This is a genomic window from Streptomyces sp. WZ.A104, assembly GCF_002382885.1.
GTDB lineage: Bacteria > Actinomycetota > Actinomycetes > Streptomycetales > Streptomycetaceae > Streptomyces.
Window position 1 is genome coordinate 1 of record NZ_NWVL01000046.1, and the last position, 23683, is coordinate 23683.

The 23683-nt window shown below is 71.3% G+C and carries 24 protein-coding genes; 13 read left to right on the forward strand and 11 right to left on the reverse strand.

Annotated features, from left to right (window positions below):
- The 3 genes from CIB93_RS23285 to CIB93_RS23295 all read right to left on the reverse strand — a co-directional run.
- Positions 1 to 285: hypothetical protein (locus CIB93_RS23285; protein WP_096629611.1), on the reverse strand; the 285-nt coding region annotated here is incomplete at its 3' end.
- 82 nt (positions 286 to 367) lie between these two features.
- Positions 368 to 1579: a pyridoxal phosphate-dependent aminotransferase gene (locus CIB93_RS23290; protein WP_096629537.1), complete on the reverse strand. Its 1212-nt coding sequence runs from the start codon at positions 1577 to 1579 to the stop codon at positions 368 to 370.
- Between the two features lie 250 nt (positions 1580 to 1829).
- Entirely contained in the window at positions 1830 to 2651 is an 822-nt protein-coding gene (locus CIB93_RS23295; protein WP_096629538.1) for an arylamine N-acetyltransferase, read from the reverse strand.
- Between the two features lie 254 nt (positions 2652 to 2905).
- Here CIB93_RS23295 and CIB93_RS23300 point away from each other — a divergent pair, with 254 nt between their 5' ends.
- Positions 2906 to 3235, forward strand: a complete 330-nt coding sequence (locus CIB93_RS23300; RefSeq protein WP_096629540.1) for a hypothetical protein — start codon at positions 2906 to 2908, stop codon at positions 3233 to 3235.
- An 11-nt stretch (positions 3236 to 3246) separates the two neighbouring features.
- Here CIB93_RS23300 and CIB93_RS23305 read toward each other — a convergent pair whose 3' ends face one another.
- Entirely contained in the window at positions 3247 to 4065 is an 819-nt protein-coding gene (locus tag CIB93_RS23305) for an NAD(P)-dependent oxidoreductase (RefSeq protein ID WP_096629541.1), read from the reverse strand.
- A 98-nt stretch (positions 4066 to 4163) separates the two neighbouring features.
- Here CIB93_RS23305 and CIB93_RS23310 point away from each other — a divergent pair, with 98 nt between their 5' ends.
- Both CIB93_RS23310 and CIB93_RS23315 read left to right on the forward strand, forming a co-directional pair.
- On the forward strand, positions 4164 to 4589 hold the full coding sequence (locus tag CIB93_RS23310; RefSeq protein ID WP_257002322.1) for a helix-turn-helix domain-containing protein: 426 nt from the start codon (positions 4164 to 4166) through the stop codon (positions 4587 to 4589).
- A gap of 108 nt (positions 4590 to 4697) precedes the next feature.
- The gene (locus CIB93_RS23315; RefSeq protein WP_096629543.1) at positions 4698 to 5564 is read left to right on the forward strand and encodes a serine protease; all 867 of its coding nucleotides are present in this window, start codon (positions 4698 to 4700) and stop codon (positions 5562 to 5564) included.
- 64 nt (positions 5565 to 5628) lie between these two features.
- Here the strand turns inward: CIB93_RS23315 and CIB93_RS23320 are convergent, their stop codons facing one another.
- From CIB93_RS23320 to CIB93_RS23330, 3 genes are all read right to left on the reverse strand, one after another.
- Complete coding sequence (locus CIB93_RS23320; protein WP_096629545.1) at positions 5629 to 6459, reverse strand: TetR/AcrR family transcriptional regulator C-terminal domain-containing protein; 831 nt, start codon at positions 6457 to 6459, stop codon at positions 5629 to 5631.
- Between the two features lie 129 nt (positions 6460 to 6588).
- On the reverse strand, positions 6589 to 8214 hold the full coding sequence (locus CIB93_RS23325; RefSeq protein WP_096629546.1) for an amidohydrolase family protein: 1626 nt from the start codon (positions 8212 to 8214) through the stop codon (positions 6589 to 6591).
- 55 nt (positions 8215 to 8269) lie between these two features.
- Positions 8270 to 9586: an alanine racemase gene (locus CIB93_RS23330; RefSeq protein ID WP_373558795.1), complete on the reverse strand. Its 1317-nt coding sequence runs from the start codon at positions 9584 to 9586 to the stop codon at positions 8270 to 8272.
- A 155-nt stretch (positions 9587 to 9741) separates the two neighbouring features.
- On the opposite strand from CIB93_RS23330, the gene CIB93_RS23335 reads away from it, so the two are divergent.
- The 4 genes from CIB93_RS23335 (at position 9742) to CIB93_RS23350 (ending at position 13661) form a co-directional block, all read left to right on the forward strand.
- Positions 9742 to 10872 carry a sugar kinase gene (locus CIB93_RS23335; protein WP_096629549.1) on the forward strand — a complete coding sequence of 377 codons (1131 nt, stop codon included), beginning with the start codon at positions 9742 to 9744 and terminating at the stop codon, positions 10870 to 10872.
- The gene (locus tag CIB93_RS23340; protein ID WP_096629551.1) at positions 10869 to 11627 is read left to right on the forward strand and encodes an IclR family transcriptional regulator; all 759 of its coding nucleotides are present in this window, start codon (positions 10869 to 10871) and stop codon (positions 11625 to 11627) included. The genes CIB93_RS23335 and CIB93_RS23340 overlap by 4 nt, the downstream gene beginning before the upstream one ends.
- Positions 11628 to 11633: 6 nt before the next feature.
- Positions 11634 to 12044, forward strand: coding sequence for a RidA family protein (locus CIB93_RS23345; RefSeq protein ID WP_006127176.1), 411 nt, complete (start codon positions 11634 to 11636; stop codon positions 12042 to 12044).
- A 138-nt stretch (positions 12045 to 12182) separates the two neighbouring features.
- On the forward strand, positions 12183 to 13661 hold the full coding sequence (locus CIB93_RS23350; RefSeq protein ID WP_096629552.1) for a GntP family permease: 1479 nt from the start codon (positions 12183 to 12185) through the stop codon (positions 13659 to 13661).
- 97 nt (positions 13662 to 13758) lie between these two features.
- On the opposite strand, the gene CIB93_RS23355 is transcribed toward CIB93_RS23350, so the two are convergent.
- The 3 genes from CIB93_RS23355 to CIB93_RS23365 all read right to left on the reverse strand — a co-directional run bounded on the left by CIB93_RS23355 (position 13759) and on the right by CIB93_RS23365 (position 15558).
- On the reverse strand, positions 13759 to 14835 hold the full coding sequence (locus tag CIB93_RS23355; protein ID WP_096629554.1) for a methyltransferase domain-containing protein: 1077 nt from the start codon (positions 14833 to 14835) through the stop codon (positions 13759 to 13761).
- Positions 14836 to 14941: 106 nt separating this feature from the next.
- Positions 14942 to 15316 carry a type II toxin-antitoxin system VapC family toxin gene (locus CIB93_RS23360; protein WP_096629555.1) on the reverse strand — a complete coding sequence of 125 codons (375 nt, stop codon included), beginning with the start codon at positions 15314 to 15316 and terminating at the stop codon, positions 14942 to 14944.
- Complete coding sequence (locus CIB93_RS23365; RefSeq protein WP_096629557.1) at positions 15316 to 15558, reverse strand: type II toxin-antitoxin system Phd/YefM family antitoxin; 243 nt, start codon at positions 15556 to 15558, stop codon at positions 15316 to 15318. The genes CIB93_RS23360 and CIB93_RS23365 overlap by 1 nt, the downstream gene beginning before the upstream one ends.
- A 207-nt stretch (positions 15559 to 15765) precedes the next feature.
- Here CIB93_RS23365 and CIB93_RS23370 point away from each other — a divergent pair, with 207 nt between their 5' ends.
- Entirely contained in the window at positions 15766 to 17076 is a 1311-nt protein-coding gene (locus tag CIB93_RS23370; protein WP_096629558.1) for an Nramp family divalent metal transporter, read from the forward strand.
- A 78-nt stretch (positions 17077 to 17154) separates the two neighbouring features.
- Here the strand turns inward: CIB93_RS23370 and CIB93_RS23375 are convergent, their stop codons facing one another.
- Positions 17155 to 18888, reverse strand: a complete 1734-nt coding sequence (locus CIB93_RS23375; RefSeq protein WP_179500217.1) for a chitinase — start codon at positions 18886 to 18888, stop codon at positions 17155 to 17157.
- 647 nt (positions 18889 to 19535) lie between these two features.
- On the opposite strand from CIB93_RS23375, the gene CIB93_RS23380 reads away from it, so the two are divergent.
- The 5 genes from CIB93_RS23380 to CIB93_RS23400 all read left to right on the forward strand — a co-directional run bounded on the left by CIB93_RS23380 (position 19536) and on the right by CIB93_RS23400 (position 23668).
- The gene (locus tag CIB93_RS23380; protein ID WP_179500218.1) at positions 19536 to 20402 is read left to right on the forward strand and encodes a hypothetical protein; all 867 of its coding nucleotides are present in this window, start codon (positions 19536 to 19538) and stop codon (positions 20400 to 20402) included.
- Between the two features lie 310 nt (positions 20403 to 20712).
- Positions 20713 to 21420 (forward strand): Flp pilus assembly protein CpaB, encoded by a 708-nt coding sequence (gene cpaB, locus CIB93_RS23385; protein ID WP_096629561.1) that lies wholly within the window; start codon positions 20713 to 20715, stop codon positions 21418 to 21420.
- A 7-nt stretch (positions 21421 to 21427) separates the two neighbouring features.
- Positions 21428 to 22729: an AAA family ATPase gene (locus CIB93_RS23390; protein ID WP_096629563.1), complete on the forward strand. Its 1302-nt coding sequence runs from the start codon at positions 21428 to 21430 to the stop codon at positions 22727 to 22729.
- A 3-nt stretch (positions 22730 to 22732) separates the two neighbouring features.
- Positions 22733 to 23173 carry a TadE family protein gene (locus CIB93_RS23395; RefSeq protein ID WP_096629564.1) on the forward strand — a complete coding sequence of 147 codons (441 nt, stop codon included), beginning with the start codon at positions 22733 to 22735 and terminating at the stop codon, positions 23171 to 23173.
- A gap of 171 nt (positions 23174 to 23344) precedes the next feature.
- Entirely contained in the window at positions 23345 to 23668 is a 324-nt protein-coding gene (locus tag CIB93_RS23400) for a TadE/TadG family type IV pilus assembly protein (RefSeq protein ID WP_096629566.1), read from the forward strand.
- Positions 23669 to 23683: the final 15 nt, after the last annotated feature.

A 23683-nucleotide genomic window follows, 5' to 3' on the forward strand; every position in this document is an offset into this window, starting at 1 on the left:
CACGACCAGCGCGCGGCCCGCGAGGGCGTGGGCCCGGCGGTGGAGGTCGGCGGGGGCGGCGTCGGTCAGCCCGGCGTGCCGGGCCGGCGGGGCGCCGCGCAGCCGGGCCACCTGCTCGGCGATACGGTCGCCCGCCTCGGCGAGCCCCAGCTCGTCCGTGACCGCGAGGAGCGCGGCGAGATGTCCGGCGAGCTGGATGTCCAGCTCCTCCTCGCGGCTGCGGTGCGGAAAGTCCGCGCCGCCGGTCGACGTGTGGACCGAAGGGCTGCGGATCGGCTCGTACATGGATGGCCTCCCGGTGGTGCGTAGGGACCATCCTACCTTGGAATCAGTCTAAAGTTGTGTGCGGTCCGGGAGGGTGATCGCGCTACGGCTGTCCGTAACCGTCCAGGAAGGTGCCGATCCTGGTCACGGCGTCGGTCAGGTCCTCGGCCGTCGGCAGCGTGACGATCCGGAAGTGATCGGGCTCGGGCCAGTTGAAGCCGGTGCCCTGTACGACCATGATCTTCTCGGCCCGCAGCAGGTCCAGGACCATCTGCCGGTCGTCCTTGATCTTGTAGACCTTGGGGTCGAGCCGGGGGAAGAGGTACAGCGCCCCCTTCGGCTTCACGCAGGTCACGCCGGGGATCGAGGTCAGCAGGTCGTACGCCACGTCCCGCTGCTCCAGAATCCGGCCGCCCGGCAGCACCAGGTCCTCGATGGACTGGCGCCCGCCGAGAGCGGTGGCCACGGCGTGCTGAGAGGGCATGTTGGCGCAGAGCCGCATGTTGGCGAGGATCGTCAGCCCCTCGATGTACGAGGTGGCGTGCGCCTTCGGACCGCAGACGGCCAGCCACCCGGAGCGGTAGCCCGCCACCCGGTAGTTCTTCGAAAGGCCGTTGAAGGTCAGCACCATCAGGTCCGGGGCCAGTGTCGCCGTCGGAGTGTGCGTCGCGCCGTCGTAGAGGATGCGGTCGTAGATCTCGTCGGAGCACACGATGAGGTTGTGCCGCCGGGCGATCTCGGTGAGACCGCGCAGCATCTCGTCGTCGTACACCGCGCCGGTGGGGTTGTTCGGGTTGATGATCACCAGGGCCTTGGTGCGGTCGGTGATCTTCCGCTCGATGTCGGCCAGGTCCGGCATCCAGTCGGCCTGCTCGTCGCACCGGTAGTGCACGGCCGTCCCGCCCGCCAGGGAGACCGAGGCGGTCCACAGGGGATAGTCGGGGGCCGGTACGAGCACCTCGTCGCCGTCGTCGAGCAGCGCCTGCATCGACATCTGAATCAGCTCGGAGACGCCGTTGCCGAGGTAGATGTCCTCGACATCGAGGTCGATGCCCTTGGTCTGGTAGTGCTGCATCACCGCGCGGCGCGCGGACAGCAGGCCCTTCGCGTCGCCGTAGCCGTGCGCGCCCGCGAGGTTGCGCAGGATGTCTTCCAGGATCTCCGGCGGGCACTCGAACCCGAACGCGGCGGGGTTGCCCGTGTTGAGCTTGAGGATGCGGTGACCGGCCGCTTCCAGCCGCATCGCCTCCTCCAGCACGGGGCCCCGGATCTCATAACAGACATTGGCGAGCTTCGTGGACTGGATGACCTGCATGTCCGCGAGCTTACGGCCGCGTTTCGCGCGGTGCGCGGGGATTGCTCCGGCCGTACGCCCTCAGGGGCGCCGCGCGGCCCCGGTCCGTCTTCCATCGCTATGCCCGCCACCGCTCCGGGCCGTGGGATCGCCCGGTCGCGGCGGGGTCGCGGCTTGGAATGGGGCGTGGGCGGCCGGGGCGGGTGAGATGCGCCACGCGGGTCCCGCGGCCCCCGGGGCGGGCGGGCCCCGGCCGGGCGGCCGGAGGGGGTCACTCCGGCAGCCGGGTCCCCTCCGGGAGCCGTACGCCGAAGTCGTCCGCCAGGACGCGCAGTGCCTCGGCCCCGTCCTTCAGCTGCCGCTCCTCGACCGTGCCGTCGTCGGCTGTCTCCACCAGGGCGAGCCCCGACAGCGCCAGGTGCGAGCCGGGCCGGGTGCGGTTCGCGTACACCGCCTGGCGGAACGGTGAGCGCGGGTGCGTCGCGATGTGCCAGTTGATCACCTCGTAGTCCGGCGCCTCGAACGGCTCCAGGGTGAACGCGTACTGCGCCTCCCAGAAGCCGTCCTTCTCCGCCTGGAGCTCCCACATGGGCAGCGGGCCGTCGTGCGGGGCGTGGACCAGCCGGTGGTGGCGCGGGGCGACGGACAGCTCGGCGCCCTCCACCAGCTCGATCGGCTCCAGCAGGGCCCCGACCACGCCGAAGCCGACGTCCGCCAGATACGGCCGCGGCTCACCGGGCACGTCCACCCGCATCAGCATGTGGGTGCGGGGCCGGATGTCGCCCGGCGCGGCGCCCAGCAGCACCCGGGCGGTCAGCGGCGTCACACCGAAGCCGATCCGCTTCAGTACGGCGGAGAAGAGGGTGTTGTGCTCGTAGCAGTACCCGCCGCGCTCGCTGCGGACCAGCTTCGCCTCCAGGTCGTCGAGCGCCAGCGAGGGCGCTGAGCCGAGCACGGGCTCCAGGTTCTCGAAGGGGATGCCCAGCAGATGGGCGTGGTGCAGGGACCGCAGTACTTCCGGAGTGGGACGGAGATCCCCGGGCTCACCGGTCCAGCCGATGCGGGCGAGGTAGGCGTCGAGGTCGAGTGTCATGGGTCGACCGTACGCAGCCGGGGCGGTGCGGCACCTCGGCCCGCGGACCGACACACGCCCGGCCGCGGGGACCGGGACCTCGGGCCGGGAGGCTGGGCCAGGACGTTGGGCCGGGACGTTGGGCCGGACCCGGGCGCCGGGAGCCCCGGCGGTTCCGTCGCCCGGCGGGCGGCGTTCCGGGGCCTGTCGCGCGGCGGGCTCAGATCTTGCTCAACTCCGGTGCGGACCGGACCCGCCCGGGGAACGGTCGTTTCATGAGCCTGTTCCGCAAGCCCCAGCCCCTCGCCGTACACGTCCTCCGCGACGCCCCCGATGTCGTCACCGCGCTCCGCCGTGCGCTGGAGACCGCGACGGAGGCCGAGCGGCCCGGCCTGGAACGCGCCCTCGCCCTGGCCGAGGACGCGGCCGAGCGTCCGGACGAGGAGCTGCGCGGCCGCTGGGTGCGACGGCGGCTGACCGAGGCCGGGCACGAGGGGCCTGCCGACTCCGTCGAGGCCATCAAGATCCTGCGCCGGGCCGAACCGGGGCTCACCCTGCTCCAGGCCGTGACGTACGCGAAGGAGGCCGCGGCGGCGAAGGTCTGACCCGGCGGCCGTCAGACCCCGTTCACCGCGCCGGCCGCCGCGATCAGCAACGCCGTGTCCACGCCCTGCTCCCGGGCCGTACGCAGCAGCGCCGCGTCGCCCGCCGCCACCACAGCCGGGCTGGTCGCGTCCTCGGGCGGCACGTCCTCGCCGAACAGGGCGGTGTGCGGGGCCATCGCCGTGAGCCAGCCCGCCAGCAGCGCGCCGAACTCCTTCCGGTCGATCCCCGCGTTCTCCACCAGCGCGAACGCGTGCCGGGCCCCGGCGAACATCGCGGTCATCGCGCTGAGCAGGGCCACGTCGTGCAGTGCGGCGGCCCCGGGGTCGCCGCCGACGAACCGGGCGTCCGTCGGTACGGTCAGCGTCTCGCGATGGGAGTCGAAGACCTCCTGCGAACCGCTGTAGAAGACGTAGGCGCCGGACTGCGGCACGCCGACCATCGGGGGCACGGCCATGATCCCGCCGTCCAGGAAGCGCGCGCCGCACCCCTCGGCCCAGGTCGCACGGGCGCGCGACTCGCCCGGGGTGGAGGTGGTGAGGTCGACCAGGTCCTTGCCCGTGAGGTCCGCGTCGGCCAGCGCCTCACGGACCGAGGCGTCGTCCATGAGGCAGGCGACGACGAGCGGGCTCGCGGCCACCGCCTCGGCCGCCGTGGCGGCCACCCGCGCGCCCGCGGCGGCGAGTTCGGCGGTCCGGCCGGGGCTGCGGTTCCAGACGGTCAGGGGGTGGCCGGCGGCGAGCCAGGTACGGGCGAACGCGGCGCCCATCGAGCCGAGGCCGAGCAGGGTGAGAGGGGCGGGAGAGGCGGAAGCAGTGGTGTTGTCAGGCATGCCGACTAGGCTGGCCGAAGGCGCCGGGGGCAACAAGTACGCACTTCCGAGTGGGTGGTTACCTCGCGGTGAGCGACCAGGTGGCGGAGGGGTGGAGGATGCGGATCGTACGGAGGCCGGGGGCTTTCGTCTGCGGGATCGACGCGGCGATGGACGTGATCGGCGGCAAGTGGAAGGTGCTCATCCTGTGGGCGCTGAACGAGAAGACGTGCCGCTTCGGCGAGTTGCGCCGGGCCGTGCCCGGGGTGACCGAGAAGGTGCTCAGCTCCCAGCTCAGGGAGCTGGAGGACGACGGCATCGTGCACCGAGAGGTGTTCGCTGAAGTGCCCCCGCGCGTGGAGTATTCGCTCACGCCGCTGGGCTTCTCGCTGAACGCGGCGCTGGAACCGCTGGGTGAGTGGGGGCGCGACCACATCCACCGCGGGGGGGACGAGGGCACGGACACGGCCACAGCCGCAGCAACGGTCACGGCCACAGCGACAGCCACGGTCACAGCCACGGTCACGGCCGCTGCCTCGGCCTAGGCTTCGGCCGGAATCGCCCCCTTGTGATGCCCCGACATCTGCGCCAGCATGCGCATGTCAAAAGCCGGAAGATCTCCGGCCCTTGGCATCACTGGAGGGGACCCCCACATGAACAAGCCTCTCGTCGGTGCGTTTCTCGCCGCCCTGCTCCTGGGGGCGGGTGTCGCGCCCGCCGTCGCAGCCGAACCCGCACCGCGGACACAGGTCCGGGAAGACGTGCCCCAGGCGGGCCCCGGCCCGAAGGCCGTGACCTTCGCCGGGACCGTCGCGCTCAGCAACTGTTCGGGCTCCGTGGTCCGTTCGCCGGACTCCGCCCCCACGGACCCCGCCCTCGTGCTCTCCAACGGGCACTGCATGGAGTCCGGCTTCCCGGGTCCCGGCGAGGTCGTCGTCGACCAGCCGTCCTCCCGGACGTTCACCCTGCTCAACGCCTCGGGCAGAGGTGTCGGCACCCTGAGGGCGAGCAAGATCGCGTACGGCACCATGACCGACACCGATCTCTCGCTCTACGAACTCACCAGCACCTACCGGCAGATCGCGGACCGCTACGGCATCCGGGCGCTGGAGCTGGAGACCGCCCACCCGGTGGCGGGCACCGCCATCACGGTCGCCTCCGGCTGCTGGAGGCGCACCTACAGCTGCGACATCGACGGCTTCGTCCACCGGCTCAAGGAGGGCCGGTGGACCTGGAAGGACTCGGTCCGCTACACCCCGGAGTGCCGGACCATCGGCGGTACGTCCGGCTCGCCGGTGATCGACGACGCCACCGGCAAGGTGGTCGCCGTCAACAACACCGGTAACGAGAGCGGCCGGGAGTGCACGGTCAACAACCCGTGCGAGGTCGACGAGCACGGCGAGGTGACCGTCCGCGAGGGCATCAACTACGCGCAGCAGACGTACAACATGGTCCCGTGCATCGGCACCGGCAACAAGATCGACCTGGACCGCGCGGGCTGTGCGCTGCCCAAGCCGTAGCGGTAGGCCGTAGCCCTGGTCGTACGTGCGTGATCCCGGGCGCGCCGGGCGGGCCCGGCCACCCTCAGGGTCGCCGGGCGCGCGCCGCCTCGATCCCGTCCAGCAGCACCCCGAGCCCCGCCCGGAACGTCTCCCGAGCCTCCCGCTCCGGATACGGCACCGCCTCCGTGCCCTCCTCCAGGCCCGGGTCCGGATACGGCTCCACCGCCCCCTCCGCCTCCAGGCGGCTCACGGCGGGAAAGCGCTCCGCGAAGTCGGGGACCAGCTCCGTCAGCGCCGCCGAGCGCGCCGCCCACCACTCCGCGTCGGAGCTCCCGGTGGCCGCCGCGGCCAGCCGGGCATCGGCCACCGTCTGCGCCGAGCCCCGGACGAACGGGAACAGGGTCCCCACCAGTCGCCGTACCGCCCCGGCCGTCAGCCCCGTCGCCCGCAACAGGGTGATCAGCGTGTCCAGGCCCGCGTACTCGTGCGGCCCCAGCACCGGCCGCGCCTGCGAGACCTGGAGCACCCAGGGATGGCGGACGTAGAACTCCAGGAGGTCTCCCGCCCAGACGGTCAGCGCCGCCCGCCAGCCGTCGTCCGACTCCTCCGGCTCCGGGTAGTGGGACGGGAGTTCGGCGTGCACCGAGTCGTACATCAGGTCCACCAGCTCGCTCTTGCCGGGGACGTACGTGTAGAGCGCCATCGCCGTGCGCCCGAGGCGGTCGCCGACCGCGCGCATCGACAGGGCCCCCATCCCCTCCTCGTCCGCGAGCGCGACGGCGGCCGCCACGATCGCGTCCACGCTCAGCCGGGGCTTCGGCCCCGGGCCGCCGCGCGTCGGCTGCGGGGCGGCCGCGCGCCACAGGAGGGAGAGGGAACTGCGGGGGTCGCCCTGCCCCGCGAAGACCACCACGTGCGACTCCTTACGTCGTGAAGCAACACCCGACGGATAACTCATTACGTCGTAAGGTATCAGTGGGGAGGGGGCGCGCCGTCCTGGGACGGGAGCTGCCGCCCGCCGACTCCGGGTGAGGGGGCGCGGTCAGGTCACTGTCGCCCCCGCGCCCCGGACCGCCCGCCCCGCCAGCACCGACGTCCGCTTGCCGTCCTCGATGACGAACCGGCCGTCGACCAGTACGTGCGGGATGCCCACCGGCAGCGTGCGCGGCTCCTCGAAGGTCGAGCCCGCCGCCACGGTCTCCGGGTCGAAGAGCACCAGGTCCGCGCGGTAGCCCTCGCGCACCAGGCCCCGGTCCGCGAGCCGCAGGCGGGCGGCCGGGCGCGAGGTCAGATGGGCGACGCACTCCTCCAGTGAGAGGATGCCCAACTCCCGCGCGTACCGCCCCAGATACTGCGGGAACGTGCCGTACGCGCGTGGGTGCGGCTTGTCGCCCTGGAGGATGCCGTCGCTGCCGCCGGTGTGCACCGGGTGGCCCATGATCTGCCGGACGTTCTCCTCGTGGCCCACGTGCTGGAGGATCGTCGTCCCGAGCCGGTCCTCGGTGAGCAGCCGCCGCGCGGTCACCCAGGGCTCCTCGCCCCGCAGCGCCGCCGACTCCGTGACCGTACGGCCCACGTACTCGCCGAGATGCGGGGCGCCGACGCCGGAGATCTCGATGGTGTCCCACTCGATCGGCACACCGTGGCAGCCGTCCGAGCCCAGTACTTCGAGGTGGTGGCGGATCCTCTCCGCGCTCTCCGCGTCCGCGAGCCGCGTCAGGACCGACTCCGGGCCGCCCTCGCTCGCCCAGCTCGGCAGCATCGCCACGAGCGTGGTGCAGCCCGGGGTGTACGGGTAGGTGTCGAGCGAGATGTCGGCCCCGGCGGCGACCGCGCCGTCGAGCAGGGCGAGGAGGTCGGGAGCCTTGCCCTTGTTGACGCCGAAGTTCATGGTGGCGTGGGCGAGATGGAGCGCGCAGCCCGCGTCGTGCGCCAGCCGCACCATCTCCTCGTACGCCTCCAGCGCGCCCGCCCCATAGCTGCGGTGGTGCGGGCAGTAGTAGCCGCCGTGGCGTGCCACCACCCGGCACAGCTCGGTGAGTTCGGCGTCGTCCGCGTACATCCCCGGCGTGTAGGTCAGACCGGAGGACATGCCGACCGCGCCCTCGCGCATGCCCTGGTCCACCAGCTCCCGCATCCGGGTCAGTTCGGCGCCGGTGGCCGGGCGGTCGTCCCAGCCGACCGCGTACATCCGGACCGTGCCCTGCGGGATGAGGTAGGCGGCGTTCACCGCGATGCCCTGGCCGCCGAAGTTGCGGTCCAGGCGGTCCAGATAGCCGCCGACCGTACGCCAGTCGAAGTCGATGTCGGAGCCGTCGCCGTTCCAGCCGGTGATGGAGCGGCGGACCTCGGCGAGCGTACGGTCGTCGACGGGGGCGTACGACAGGCCGTCCTGGCCCAGCACTTCGAGGGTGACGCCCTGTGCCGCCTTCGCGCTGTGGTCAGGGTCGCGCAGCAGCGCCAGGTCGCTGTGGGCGTGCATGTCGATGAAGCCGGGGGCGAGGGCGAGCCCGTGCGCGTCGAGTACCCGGGTGGCGGTGGGGCGAGGGCCGGGGGAGCCCTCGCGGTGGATCTCGGCTATCCGGCCGCCGTCGAGGGCCACATCGGCGCGGTACGAGGGGGCGCCGGTGCCGTCGACGACGAGCGCGTCACGCAGGACCAGGTCCATGGGTCACCTTTCGGGTGCGTTGTCTCTTCGCGTACCGCTCAGAAGCGCCTACGGCTCAGAAGAACGTGCGGATGTAGTCGGCGACCGTGCCGTCCGCCTCCACCAGCGGGATCAGCTGCCACTTGTCGAAGCTGGTGCAGGGGTGCGAGAGGCCCATGCCGACCCAGTCGCCCACCTCCAGCTCGGCCCCCTCCTCCGTGCGCACCCAGGCGTGCTGGTCGGAGAGTCCGGTGACCGTGATCCCGGTGGCGGGCCGGACCGAACCGTCCCGGCCGGAGCGGACCACCTGCGCCTCGGGCAGATCCAGGTCGTACGCCGCGTCCCGCTTGCCCGCGTTCAGGAACGCCTGCTCACCGGTCGGGCGGGAGACGACCTGCGCCCAGAGGCGGAAGGCGGGCTCCAGCGCGCCCTCCTCGGGCACCCGGTTGAACGGGGTGAGGTGCTTGTAGTGCCCGTCGTCGTGCGAGACGTACGCACCGGAGCGGAGCAACTTGATTACGGGCAGGCTGAGTTCGGGGACGTCTGTGAAGACCTCCGCGACCGCGTCGAACCAGGCGCTGCCGCCCGCGCTGATGACGATCCCGTCGGCTCCGGCGAACCGCTTCTCGCCGTCGAAGGCGGTCGCCAGCGCGACGAGCCGCCGCAGCCACGCCCCCACCCGCTCGGGGTCCGCTTCCGGCACCTCGCCCTCGTACCCGGCGACCCCCACCAGGCGCAGCGATCCGGCCGCCGCCACCGCGTCGGCCACCGCCGTGCAGTCGGCCTCCGTACGCGCCCCGGTGCGCGCGCCCTCGCCCGCGCCCAGCTCCACGACCACGTCGACCGGGCGGGTGGCGCCCGCCGCCCTCAGGGCCGCCTCCATCAGTTCGACGCCGCGCACGGAGTCGACGTAGCAGATGAAGCGGAACTCCGGGTCGGCCGTCATCTCGGCGGCCAGCCAGCGCAGGGCCACGGCGTCGACGAGCTCGTTCGCGAGGAAGATCCGCCCGATCCCGTACGCCCGGTAGACCCGCGCCTGGTGCGGCACGGCGGCCGTGATGCCCCACGCGCCGCGCTTCAGCTGGTCCGCGAAGAGCTGCGGCGACATGGACGTCTTGCCGTGCGGGGCGAACGCGAGGCCGTGCCGCTCGGCGTACGTCTCCAGGAGCGCGAGGTTGTGCTCGACCGACTCGGCGGACAGGGCGAGTACGGGGGTGGTGAACCCGCCGGTGAAGAGGTTGCGGCGCTCGGCGGCCAGGGCCCCGACGGTGAGGCCGTCCGCGTCCGGCGGCAGGGCCTTGAAGCGGTGGTCGACGCGCTCGTCGGCGAGGCCGGCGGCGAGGCCGGCGGCGAGGTCGCCGGGGCGGGGTGCGGTGGGGCGTTCGGCTGTCAAGGGAAGCTCCTCGAAGTTCGTTGCAACATATGCAACACCCATTGCGTATATCGCTCAACGCTGTCTAACATCCGAGCCGACGCCGGGTCAATGGTGACCAGATGCCCGGTCGATGGTGTCCACCGGCCCGCACGCCGATCAGCGAGGAGCCTTCCGTGTCCGGACCCGCAGCAGGGACGGCCAGCGCCGCCACGACCACCGATGCCGTCTGTCTCGGTGAGTCCATGGTGACGTTCCTGCCCTCGCGGCCCGGCCGCCTCGCCGACGTGCCCTCCTTCGGACGCGGGATCGGGGGTGCCGAGTCCAACGTGGCCTGCGCGCTCGCCGCCGCCGGGCACCGGGCGGCCTGGGTCGGCCGGGTAGGGGCGGACGGCTTCGGCGACCACCTGGTCGAGACGATCGCGGGGTACGGGGTCGACACCTCGGCCGTCCGCCGGGACCCGGTCCGCCCGACGGGCATCTACTTCCGTACGGCCACGGACCGGGGGACCGACGCGCACGAGGTCGCCTACTACCGGGCGGGATCGGCGGCATCGGCGATGTCGCCGGACAGCGTGCCGTACGAGGACCTGTTCGCGGGCCGCGTCCTCCATCTGTCCGGGATCACGGCAGCGCTGTCCGCCGACTGCCTGGCGCTGCTGCGGGACCTGACGGCACCCCGGGCGGACCGCCCCCTCGTCTCCTTCGACGTGAACCACCGGCCGCATCTGTGGCGGGGCGGGACCGCTGACGCCTCGGTCCTCCTGGAGCTGGCCCGCCGGGCCGACCTGGTGTTCGTGGGCGAGGACGAGGCGGAGGAGGCGTGGGGGATCGTCGGCGCTGGGGCGATCCGGGCGGCGCTGCCGGAGCCGTCCGTGGTGGTGGTGAAGCGCGGGAGCGCGGGCGCGACGGTGTTCTCGGGGCACCGCCCCGGTCTCCGCTCCTCGAACGCCGGAGGGGCCGAGAATTCCGGAGGGGCCGAAAGCGCCGTCGGGGAGGGCGGGGACACCGTCACCGTCGTGCCCGCCCTCCGCGTCGACGTCGTCGCCGCCGTCGGGGCCGGGGACGCGTTCGCCGCCGGGTTCCTCTCCGCCACCCTGCGCGGGCTGCCCGTACGCGACCGGGTCCGGCACGGGCACCTGATGGCCGCCGCCGTTCTCACCGTCCCCGGCGACCTCACCGATCCGCCCGCCCGCGACCACGCCGACCGCCTCGCCGCCCTCGACGACGAGGCCTGGGGGAGACTTCGTCTCGGCCCCGGCTGGACCGCAGCCGACCGGGCACCCGAGGAGGTACGCACCCCATGAGTCAGACCGTCGACCGGGCACTGAGCATCCTGCCCCTGCTCGCCCAGGGACCCGCCGACCTCGGCCAGGTCGCCGAGCGGCTCGGCGTCCACAAGTCCACGGCGCTGCGCCTGCTGCGTACGCTCCACGAGCACGGCCTCGTCTACCGCCAGCAGGACCAGCGCTACCGCCTCGGCGCCCGGCTCTTCGCGCTCGCGCAGGAGGCCGTGGAGAACCTCGACGTACGCGAGATCGCCCACTCCCACCTGGTCGCGCTGAACGACCGGTGCGGGCACACCGTGCACCTCGCCGTGTACGAGGAGCAGGAAGTCCTCTACATCGACAAGGTCGAGAGCCGCTACCCGGTCCGGATGTACTCGCGGATCGGCAAGCCCGTCGCGATCACCGTCGCGGCCGTCGCCAAGCTGCTGCTGGCCGACCTCGCCGAGCCCGAGCGGCGCGTCATCGCCGAGAAGCTCGACTACCCCATGTACACGTCCCGTTCGACGCCCAACGCGGCCGCCTTCCTCAAGGAGCTGGCCGTCGTCCGCGAACAGGGCTGGGCCACCGACCTCGGTGGCCACGAGGAGTCCATCAACTGCGTCGGCGCCCCCATCCGCGGCGCGGACGGACGGGTCGTCGCGGCCATGTCGGTGTCCGCACCCAACGTGGTCGTCACGGCCGAGGAACTCCTCACCCTGCTCCCGCTGGTCCGGCGCACCGCCGAGACGATCAGCCGGGAGTACTCCGGCACCACCCAACCCAAGAAAGCCTGATCAGCCATGACCGAGAAGACCGCGCTCACCCCCTCCACCCACACCACGCCGCCCGCGAAGTTCTCGCACGGCGTGAAGAAGGGGAACATCCTCCAGGTCGCCGGCCAGGTCGGCTTCCTCCCGGCCGTGGAGGGCCAGGCCCCGACCCCGGCCGGTCCGACCCTGCGCGAGCAGACCCTCCAGACCTTCGCCAACGTCAAGGCGATCCTGGAGGAGGGCGGCGCGAGCTGGGACGACGTGATGATGATGCGCGTCTACCTCACGGACGTGGACCACTTCGCGGAGATGAACGAGATCTACAACGCGTACTTCGCCGAGCAGAACCTCAAGGAGGCTCCCTCGGCCCGTACGACGGTCTACGTCGGCCTGCCCAAGGGCCTGCTCATCGAGATCGACGCCCTCGCGGTGCTCAGCTGACCGTTCCGCCCCTACCGAACGCCTGATCCTCTTGCCTCACCCGCACCACCCCTCCAGCACGCCGCACGGCACGGCGCCCCGCCCCCCGGGGGCGCCGTGCCGCGCTCCCCCCTGCCCTCCAGCACCATCGGAGTCCCCATGTCGCTCGCCGCCGCCGGCCCCTCGCCGGCCGAGACGCCACCGCACACCGGTGGTCTGCTCCTCCTGATCGACGGCACCGCGGGTCTGCTGACCGTCGCCGCCCTCGGTATCGCCCTCCTCCTCTTCCTGATCATCAAGGTCAGGCTCCAGCCGTTCGTCGCCCTGCTCGCGGTCTCCATAGCCGTCGGCCTCGGGGCCGGGCTCTCGGTCACCGAACTCTTCGGAACCGTGCAGAAATCCGCCGCCGTCTCGGTCATCGAGTCCGGCATGGGCGGCATCCTGGGCCATGTCGCGATCATCATCGGGCTCGGCACCATGCTCGGCGCGATCCTCGAAGTGTCCGGCGGCGCCGAGGTGTTGAGCGCCCGCCTGCTGAACCTCTTCGGTGAGAAGCGGGCCCCGCTCGCGATGGGCCTGACCGGCACCATCTTCGGTATCCCGGTCTTCTTCGACGTCGGCATCTTCGTCCTCGCGCCGATCGTGTACGCCGCCGCCAAGCGCTCCGGAAAATCGATCCTGCTCTACGCGATGCCGCTGCTGGCGGGCCTGTCGATGACCCACGCGTTCCTGCCGCCGCACCCCGGCCCGGTAGCCGCCGCCGGACTCTTCAACGTCTCGCTCGGCTGGGTCATCCTGATGGGGGTCGTGGTCGGCGTCCCGTCCGTCCTCGCCGCCTGGGCGTACGCCGCCTGGATCGGGAAGCGGATCTTCGTCGAGGTCCCGCAGGACATGGTGGACGCCGCCGCCGAGGCCAAGGCGGCGGTCGCCGCCGAACAGCGGGCCGCCGGCGGCACCCCGCACGAGAAGCCGGTCCCGCTCGCCACGGTCCTCGCGATCATCGGCACCCCGCTGGTCCTGATCCTCGCCGCGACGTTCTCCTCCATAGCGCTGGACCCCTCCACACTCCGCTCGGTCGTCGAGTTCTTCGGCAACCCGTTCGTGGCCCTGACCATCGCGCTGCTCCTGGCGTACTACCTGCTGGGCCTCCGCCGCGGCTGGTCCCGCAAGTCCCTGGAATCGGTCTCCACGTCCTCGCTGAAGCCCGTCGGCAACATCCTGCTGGTGGTCGGCGCGGGCGGCATCTTCGGCGCGGTCCTCAAGGGCAGCGGCATCGCGGACGCGCTGGCCGACACCTTCAACGACGTGGGCCTCCCCGTCATCCTCCTCGCCTGGCTGATCTCGGTCGTGCTGCGCGTCGCCCAGGGCTCGGCCACCGTCGCGATCGTCACGACCGCCGGGATCGTGGTCCCGTTGGTCGACGGTCAGGACCTGTCCCAGGCCCACCTCGCGCTGATCATCATGGCGATCTCGGCGGGCTCGATCTTCGCCTCGCACGTCAACGACGGCGGCTTCTGGATGGTGTCGAAGTACTTCGGCATCAGCGAGCGGGACACCCTGAAGTCCTGGACGGTGCTGGAGACGGTGCTGTCGGTGGCGGGCTTCGTGGTCGCGGCGCTGCTTACTCTGGTGATCTAGATCCAGGCCAAACCCAGGCCATGCCAAACCCACGCCAGGCCCACGACAGATCCGCGGTCGGGGCCGGCCCGCGACCCCACCCCTCCCGGGTCAGGCCTCAACTCCCCTTGCGTGCCACGTAGTAGACGTTGAGGACATCGTCCTCCACCTCGCGTACCTCGACATCGCCGAAGCCCGCCTCCGCCAGCATCTTCAGCGCGGTCTCCCTGCCCCATACGGTCCCCAGGCCGGCGCCGCCCTCGCCCAGCGAGACGGTCATGCAGTAGAAGACCGAGAAGGTGTAGAGGGTGGGGCCCAAGGGGTGGTCGAGGTTCTCCTCCAGCCTGCTGGAGGCGGCGATGTCCCCCATCAGGAACACCCCGTCGTCCCGCAGCGCACCGGCGACGGCCGCCAGCGCCTCGGCCGGACGGGCCAGGTCGTGGATCACGTCGAAGGCGGTGATCAGGTCGTACGGGCCGGTCACCGTCGCCGCGTCCGCCAGGTCGAACCGTGAGTTCCGCAGTCCCAGCCGCTCCGCCTCGGCCCGGGCCGCCGCGATACCGCCCTCCGACATGTCCACCCCGCGGAACCTGCTGGCCGGGAACGCCCGCGCCAGGAGATTGACGGCGTGCCCCTGGCCCGTACCGATGTCGAGCACGTCCAGACCGTCGCCCGAGCCCAGCCGCTCCGGCAGCCCGGGCACCAGCGGAATGATCGTGTCGACCAGGGCGGCGTCGTACACCCGTGCCGTCTCCTCGGCCTGGAGCTCCTGGAACCTCGGATACGAGGAGTACGGCACCCCGCCCCCCTCCCGGAACGCCGTGACCACCTCGTCCTCGACGAGCCCGATCAGCGCGAGATCCTGGAGGAAGGACGCCAGGTTGTCGGGCCCGGCGGCCCGGCACAGGGAAGCCGCGTGCTCGGGCGGCAACCGGTACGTACGGTCCGCCGGGTCGTACACGACGATCCCGCCCACGGTGACCCCGCCCAGCCACTCCCGTACATAGCGTTCGTTCAGGCCCGAGGCCTCGGCGATCCGCTCACTGGTCGACGGCGGCAGCTCCGCCATCACGTCGAACAGCCGCGTACGGTGCCCGAGGCTGCACAGATACCCCAGGCAGGCATCGTTGAGCACTTGCCCCATCCGGCCCGCGAACTCCTCCTGCCTGACGGGGTCCATCGTCTGCTGGGTCATGACGCCTCCTCCGGTAGGCCGCAGCGCGCCGCCGGAATCGCGTCCCTGCCCCCCCGTATCCGCCGCACACCGCCGACCGATGGGTCCCCTGTAAACGTTACGCCGTTCAGACGGCCATGACCGCGACGTCGTACTGCGGGATCCACTTGTCCCGGGTGACGATGGTCATTCCCTCGATCTGCGCCTGGGCGACCAGTATCCGGTCGAAGGGGTCGCGGTGCAGGGAGGGCAACCGCCCCGCACGCACCCCATGTCCGGCGGTGATCGGCAGTGCGGTGAACTGGCTGTCGCGTGTGCGCTCCGCCAGGTCGTCAGGGCCGTCCAGCTTTCCCAGGGACTGCTTGATGGTGATCTCCCACGCGGAGACAGCGCTGAGGTGCACCGACGGCTCGGTGTCCAAGAGCTCTTTGACCTGGTCGGAGAGCTCGTCGGAGTCCCCGAGCCACCAGAGGATCACATGGGTGTCGAGCAGGAGGCGCATCAGCGCATCCCGAAGGCGTCGGCGATGTCATCGGGCAGCTCGTCGAAGTCGTCCGCGATGTGGATGCGGCCCGCCAGCGATCCCCGTCCGGTCCTCCGGACCTTCGGGCGCAGGGGCACCACCTTGGCGACCGGCTCGCCGGCCTTGCAGATGACGATCTCCTCGCCGGTGGCGACCTGCTCCAGGATCCGGGAGAAGTGCGTCTTGGCCTCGTGCACGTTGTACTGCCGGGCTGCTTCCATGGCTGCCTCTCACCGGGGGCGAAGGACTGGACTAAGTGATGGACTAAGGCTACCTCAGCCTACTTGGACTGACTGAAGCCGCTCAGACCCCACACTCCTGGTGCCCCCGCGCACTCCTGGTGCCCCCGCACCGCCCCGCTTCCCGCACCGCCCCGCTTCCCGCACGCCCTCTTGTGCGGACCCGCCGATTGCGCTTCCTTGATCGGCATGGCGGAGACAAGCGCAACCACAGAGACAGGGGAGCCGGCCTCCCATCCGCGTAAGTCCAGCTGGAAGTACATCGGCCCGGGGATCGTCGTCGCGGCGACCGGTGTCGGCGCCGGGGACCTGGTCGCGACGCTGATCGCCGGCAGCAAGTTCGGGTACACCCTGATGTGGGCGGCGGTCATCGGCTGTCTCGTCAAGATCTCGCTGGCCGAGGCGGCGGGCCGCTGGCATCTCGCGACCGGCCGCACGCTCTTCGACGGCTGGCGCAGCCTCGGCCCGTGGACCACGGTGTACTTCGCGATCTACGTCGTCGTCTGGGGCTTCATCTACGGGGCGACGGCCATGTCCTCCAGCGCCCTGCCCATCGTGGCACTGTTCCCGGACGGGCCGGGGCTGAAGTTCTGGGCGATCGTGACGGGCCTGATCGGCCTGACCTTCGTCTGGTTCAACCGGTACGCCGTCTTCGAGAAGGTCATGACGGTCCTGATCGGCATCATGTTCGTGGTGGTCGTCTATGTGGCCGCCCGTGTCGTGCCGGACGTCGGGGCCTCCTTCGCCGGGCTGGTGCCCGTCCTCCCCGACGGCTCGCTCCTCTACACCCTCGGGCTGATCGGCGGCGTCGGCGGCACGATCACGATGGCGGCGTACGGCTACTGGGTCAACGCCAAGGGATGGAGCGACTCCTCCTGGATGAAGGTGATGCGGCTCGACAACCGGGTCGCCTACATCACCACCGGCGTCTTCGTCGTCGCGATGCTCATCGTGGGTGCGGAGCTGCTGCACGCCTCGCAGATCGCGCTGACCTCGGGCGACCGGGGGCTGGTCGACCTGGGCAAGGTGCTGGAGGACCGGTTCGGCGCGGGCACCGCGAAGCTGTTCCTGATCGGCTTCCTCGCCACCTCGTTCTCCTCGCTGATCGGCGTCTGGCACGGGGTGAGCCTGATGTTCGCCGACTTCGTGGAGCGGTTCCGGGCCCCGGCGGCCCCGGCGGCTCCGGCGGAGGAGGGCGCGGGGCCCGCCGTCGCCGACCGCCGCCAGCGGTCGCTGCCGTTCCGGGCGTACCTGCTCTGGCTGACCTTCCCGCCCATGGCGCTGCTCTGGCTGGACGAGCCGTTCGGCCTGGTCATCGCCTACGGGGTGCTCGGCGCGTTCTTCATGCCGTTCCTCGCTCTGACCCTTCTCTGGCTGCTCAACTCCTCCCGTACGCCGAGGGAATGGCGCAACGGATGGCTCAGTAACGGGATGCTCGCCCTGGCCGGGCTGCTGTTCGTCGTCCTGTGCGTCCAGCAGGTGCGCGACCTGCCCTGGTGACGGACGGACGGTGAACGCCGCAGCGCCGCCGGGGGAGCGGCGGCGCTGCGGGTTCGGGGACCGCTGTTCGACGCGGGGTTACGGCAGGCCGCGCACGTGCGGGCCGACCGCCTTCGACCAGGCGAACCCGGCCGTCGCGTCCCAGTTCGTCGACCAGGTCATCGCGCCGCGCAGCGACGGGTAGGTCCTGGACGGCTTGAAGGAACCGCAGTTGGTGCCCTTGGTCAGGCAGTCCAGCGCCGCGTTCACGACCGACGGGGCGACGTATCCGCTGCCCGCGCCCCGGGTGGAGGCGGGGACACCGATGCCGACCTGGGACGGGTCGAGGCCGCCCTCCAGCTGGATGCAGGCGAGCGCGGTGAGGAAGTCCACCGAGCCCTGGTGGTAGACCTTGCCGTCGCAGCCCAGCATCGAACCGCTGTTGTAGTACTGCATGTTGACGACGGTCAGGATGTCCTTGATGTTCAGGGCCGTCTTGAAGTACTCACCCGACGTCGACTGCATGTCGAGCGTCTGCGGGGCCATCGTGATGACCAGTCCGCTGCCCGCCTTCGCCGACAGCTGGCGCAGCGCCTTCGTCATGTAGGTGGCGTTGAGGCCGTTCTCCAGGTCGATGTCGACCCCGTTGAAGCCGTAGTCCTGCATGAGCGCGTAGACGGAGTCGGCGAACGCGGTGGCGGAGGCGTCGTTCTCGACCCGGACCGTGCCCAGTTCGCCGCCGATCGAGATGATGACGTTCTTGCCCTGCGCCTGCTTGGTCTTGATGTCCGCCCGGAACTGGGCGTCGGTGTAGCCGTTCAGCCCGGCCGTGTCCAGGTTGAAGGTGACCGCGCCCGGCGTCGGCAGGGCGTCCGCGAAGGAGACCGCGATGATGTCGTAGTCGGCCGGGACGTCGGTGAGCTTCTGGACGGCGGCGCCGTTGTTGAAGTTCTGCCAGTAGCCGGTCACCGCGTGCTTGGGCACGGCGGGCCCGGGGCCGGGGCCCGTGCCCTCCTCGGCCGTACGGGCGCTGACGGCCGCGGACTTGGCCGACTCGCCGGCCGCGTTGGTGGCGCTCACCGAGAACTGGTACGCGGTGTCCGCGGACAGCCCCGTGACGGTCGCCGAGGTCCCCGTGGAGGTGGTGGCCTGCACACCGTCCCTGTACACCTTGTAGCCCGTGGCGCCGGGCGCCGCGTTCCAGGACAGGGCCACGGAGGACGTCGTGGTGGCGCCCGCCGTCAGGCCCGCGGGGGTGTCCGGGACGACCGGAGGCTCCTCGCCCCCGCCCCCGCCGTCAGGTCCCGTCACCTCGAAGTCGTCGACGAAGTAGGCGTCCTGCCCGTACCAGCCGTGGGTGTAAACGGTCACCGAGGTGGTGTCGGCGCCGGTCGTGAAACTGGTGGACAGCCTGGTCCAGCTGGTGGAGCCCGGGGTCCACGTGGAGACGTCCGTCGTGCCGGTGCCGCTCACGCCGAGGTAGGCGTAGCTGCCCTGGACCCAGGAGCCCAGCGCGTAAGTGGAGTTGGGCTGCACCGCCACGGTCTGCGTGCACTTGGCGTTGTCCTGGCCGGCCGGGGTGGCCTTCAGCGCGGACGTGCCGCTGCGTACGGGGGAGGAGACGACGGTGCCGCTGCCACCCGTACAGGTCCAGTTGGTGAGTCCCGACTCGAAGCCCGGGTTCTTGGCGTTGTTGACGTCGGCGGCCTGTGCGGTGCTGACGAGTCCGGTGACGGTCAGGGCTCCGGCCGCGATGACGGCCATGGTGCCGCTGAGGACCGGGCGGGAGTGACGCCTTCTGCTTCTGCGTCTGCTGCCTGCGGAGCGTTCCACTGGTGCCTCCGGGTGGGGGAGTTGGGGATGTGCGGCGGCCGGGGATGACGGCTGGGGTGTGGCCATCGCTTGGCGCATAAGCTGGTCCAGACCAATCGAGTTGTCAAGGCCTCTGGCGGCGTCCGGGCGCTCCACGGTCCGCCAGGGTGGGCCCGGGCGGGGCCCCGGTGGTGCCCGCGGTGGGCCCGGGGTGGACTCCGCGACGGACTCCGGGCAGGGCTTCTTTGCCCGGAGGTGACTCGGAGGCTTCTCGGCGGGTGTGGCTCTCCCCCCCCGCACGGGTGATCTTGCGAAGGCCTTCGGACGGTGACGGAAACGGCAACCGCGAAAGGCCCCTCGGTGCCCCTGGACGTCCTCGATTCACGGCTGACGTGCGCGAATGAATACGTGATCGAATTCCGGACGCGCGCTTTGGTGACGCTCCGCAAGGTCGGGAGAGTTGAGTGAAATCGATTTCATCCTGTTTGGCACCCGAGCCCCGTACGAACGGTGTTCGCATGATGACGCACTGGTCTCCGATAACTGTTCTCTGCCTGGTGAGACGTGGCTAAAGTGCTGGTGCAGGAGCACGAGCAGGAGCGATTGCGGCCGACGTCCCGACGTCGGCCGGAGCCGAAACGGGGAAGAGCGTGCCGACCGCAATAGCAGTGACGAGTGCCGATCAGGTGCTGCCGCCCACCGATCAGCAGACACCGACCGCGGCGCTGCTCCAGGCCCCCGAAGCCCAGGCCCTGGAGCTGGCGATCGGCGACATGCACCTGTTGCTCGAACAGCACGGGTATGTGATCGCCGTCTACTCCTCGGGCATCCGCCCCGAGCATGAGCGGCGCCTGCACTCCATCCGCTCGGTCCTGGAGAGCGACCGGATCGCCCTCGTCAAGGTGGACCTCCCGCCCCTCGGCGTCGCCGTACTGGTGCGCCAGCTCCGACAGTTGTCCATCTGCGACTTCAGCCCCGGAGTGGTCGCCTCCGCGGCCCGGCTGCTCTCGCACTACATCTACGCGGGCGCCCTCCTCAACTCGGTCGCCCGGCTCGACCGGGTCCCGGTCAGCCTCAAGAGCCACGCCAAGTCCTGGGTTCCCGGATCCCAGTTCGCCGTGCTCGCCGGTCCCGAACCGCAGCTCGTGAAAGTCGGCCCGGCCGCAGAACCGCTGGCCGGACCGGAATTCGGCACACATCTTCTGCTGGCCAAAGGGAACTTGCAGTCGGACTGGGTGCAGGAGACCCTCGCGCCCGCCTGGAAGGTCCAGGCCCTGCACGACACGGCGGTTCCCGCCGACTCGCCGCGCTGGTGGGGCACCGGAAAACTGGTGGAGTTCACCGCCTACCTCCCGGACCTCTCCGTGCTCTACCAGCTGGTCTCCTCCGTACGCCGGGAGAAGTGCCACTGGTGCGCCATGGAACTCATCGGCGACCGCTGCGCATTCTGCTCCGCACCGCTCGCGCCCCCGGAGAACCGGACGGCCTCCGGAGGTGTCCTCCACCATGGGGCCGACGCGTCGGCGGGCCCCTAGCTCCACCGCTCAGGCCCTGGGCCACCCGGCCCCGGGCTTTCCGCCCGGACCCACCCGCTCAGCTCCCCGCCCCCTTCCCGCTCCTGCCGTCCCCGGGTGCACCGCTCCCGTCGTCCCTTCCCCGCCGACGGCCACCCGCGTACCGCCCAGCGCCACCGTCCCCCACCCGCGCCGCCGCCGCACCGCCCGCGAACCCCAAGGCTTCCGTCCGTCCTCCGTCCTTCGTCGTCCCTCTGTCTGTCCCGTGCCCCGTGTCCCGCTTCTCTGTCCGCTGCCCCACGCACCCGATTCGAACGAGGTTGTCCGGACCATGAACTCCCGCCAGCGCCGCGGCGTGATACTCCTGCTCCTGTCGGTCCTGTGCGCCTTCGCGGCCTTCGCCGGCGTGCTCTCGGTGATCAGCGACGTCAACTCGAAGGTCGGCCCCGAGGTGACCGCGTACCAGCTGAAAACCAGCGTGGCTCCGTACACGGCCCTGAACAGCGGCCAGTTCGAGAAGATCAAGATGCCCAAGCGCTGGCTCTCGGAGAACGCCGTGACCGATCTGCGGGAGGTCGAGTCGAAGATCGCGGTCACCGAGCTCCGCGAAGGCTCCCTCCTCCAGTCGGACATGATGGTGCGCAAGCCCGAACTGAGGGCCGGTGAACAGGAGATCGCCATCATGATCGACGCCTCCACCGGCGTCGCGGGCAAGATCACTCCGGGCGCCACGGTCAACGTCTACGCCACGTTCGCCGGTGAACAGCAGGGCGACCCCGCCCAGTCCAAGGTCATCGTGGCCAACGCCAAGGTGCTGGACGTCGGCAAGCTCACCGCTCTGGAGCCGGGCGCGGACGACCGGCGGACGCGGGCCACCGAGGCCGTGCCGATCACCTTCGCCCTGAACACCCTGGACACCCAGCGCATCGCCTACGCCGAGTCCTTCGCGGAGCACGTGCGCCTCGCGCTCGTCGCCCCCGGTAGCGACGGCACCATCCGTCCCGGCGACCGCACCTACACGCTCGACAAGGACAAGTGAGGTCCGGATGACCACCAGGATCCTCCCCGCCGTAGGTGACCTCGACGCGGCCCGTTCCGTCACCACGCTGCTCAGCCAGCTGCCCGACGCCGAACCGGCCACCCCCGTCGGCGACTCCACCCAGCTGATCGACACCCTGGCCCGCCTCGCGGGCGAGGCGCTCGACGAGCTGCCCGAGGTGGTGCTCGTCCACGAGCGGATCGGCCCGGTCCCGGCCCTGGAGCTGATCCGGGAGGTATCCCTGCGGTTCCCCTCCGTCGGCGTCGTCATGATCACGGCCGACGCGAGCCCCGGCCTCTTCGCCGCCGCGATGGACTCCGGTGCGCGCGGCCTGGTCACCCTGCCGCTGAGCTACGAGGAGCTGGCCAACCGGGTCCAGGCGGCCGCCCAGTGGTCGACCGGGGTCCGCCGCCACCTCTCCTCCGGCAACGACGTCTTCACCGGCCCCGGCGGCACGGTGGTCACGGTCACCGGCGCCAAGGGCGGCGTCGGCGCGACCGTCACGGCCATCCAACTCGCCCTGGCCGCCCAGGCGTCCGGCAACTCGGTGGCTCTGGTCGACATGGACCTCCAGACCGGGGACATCGCCTCGTTCCTCGACGTCCAGTTCCGGCGCTCCCTGGTCGACCTCGCCCTGATCACCGACATCTCGCCCCGGGTGCTGTCCGACGCCGTGTTCTCCCACTCCACCGGACTCGCCCTGCTGCTCGCCCCCGGCGAGGGCGAACGAGGCGAGGAGGTCACCGACCGCTCGGCCCGCCAGATCGTCAGCGCGCTCCGCTCCCGCTACGAGATCGTCGTCATCGACTGCGGCGGCCAGATGAACGGGGCCAACGCGGCGGCCATCGAGATGGCGGACGTGGCCCTGCTGGTCACGACCCCCGACGTGGTCGCGGTGCGTGGCGCGAAACGCATCGTACGGATGTGGGAACGGCTCCAGATCCGCAAGGCCGAGGAGACCGTCACCCTCGTCAACCGCTTCACCCGCAACACCGAGATCCAGCCGCCCCTGATCCAGAAGATCACCGGCACCCGGGTCGCCTCGGCGGCGGTCCCCGCCAACTTCAAGGAGCTCCAGGCCTGCGTCGACGCCGGTCGCCTGCACGAACTGGACGCCAAGAGCACCGTGAAGCAGGCACTCTGGGGGCTGGCCGGGGAGTTGGGCATCGTCAAGGAGAACGCGACGACGAAGAAGGCCGGCGGCGCCCTGGCCAAGAGGAACAGCGGCACCTTCAAGAACGACCGCGGCTCGATCGGACGCCCGCTCCGGCGGTGGGGCGGACCCGCAGACTCCGAGGGGACACGTTGAGCGATGACCACCACCACGACGACAGTGGACGCGGACAGCGGCATACGAGGGAGCCGGGGGCGGCGGGGGACCTGGGCGGCCCGGCGGGATGACCGGGGGCAGACCGCTGTCGAGTTCCTGGGCATGACCCCCTTCATCATCCTGATCATGCTCGTGCTCTGGGAGTGCGCCCTGATCGGCTACACGTTCAGCCTCGCGGGCAACGCGGCGGACGTGGGCGCGCGCAAGGGGAGCGGTGCCGAGTTCGCGCAGGGGGCCGCCTGCGATGCGGGCGCGAGGGAGGACCTGCCCGACGCCTGGTCGAGCACGGTCGAGGTGACATGCGGCCCGAACGGCGACCTGTACGAGGCGAAGGTGCGGCTGAAGGTGCCGGTGCTGGTGCCCGGCCTGTTCGATCTCGACACCCACATCACCGGCGAGGCCGGATCGGCGAGGGAGAACTGAGCGATGACGACGACCATCCCCGACGGCACCGACGCCCGCGCTCTTCGCCACCCCACAGGCCCTCGCGCGCGCCGCCACCCCACCGGCCCCCGAGCTCTTCGCACTCCCATCGGCCCCCGCTCCCTGCGCACCCGTACGAAAGCCGGACGCCGGGACCGCGGCCAGGTGGCCATGGAGTACCTGGGCTTCCTCCCGCTGCTCCTCCTCGTCGCCCTGCTCGCCATCCAGCTCGGCCTGGCCGCGTACGCCGCCAACCAGGCGGGCACGGCGGCCCGCGCCGGAGCCCGTACGGCGGCCAGCTACGACGCCTACGGCACCGGGGAGGCCGCGGCCCGCAACGCGGTCAGCGACTGGGTGCGGAAGGGCGACGGCTTCCGCTACAGCGAGGGCGGCGGCAGCGACGTGACCGCGACGGTCAGCATCCGCATCCCCTCCATCGTCCCGGGGCTGGACGACTGGCGGGCCGAGCGCAGCTCGACGATGCCCCGCGAGTAGCACCGGCGGGCCGGA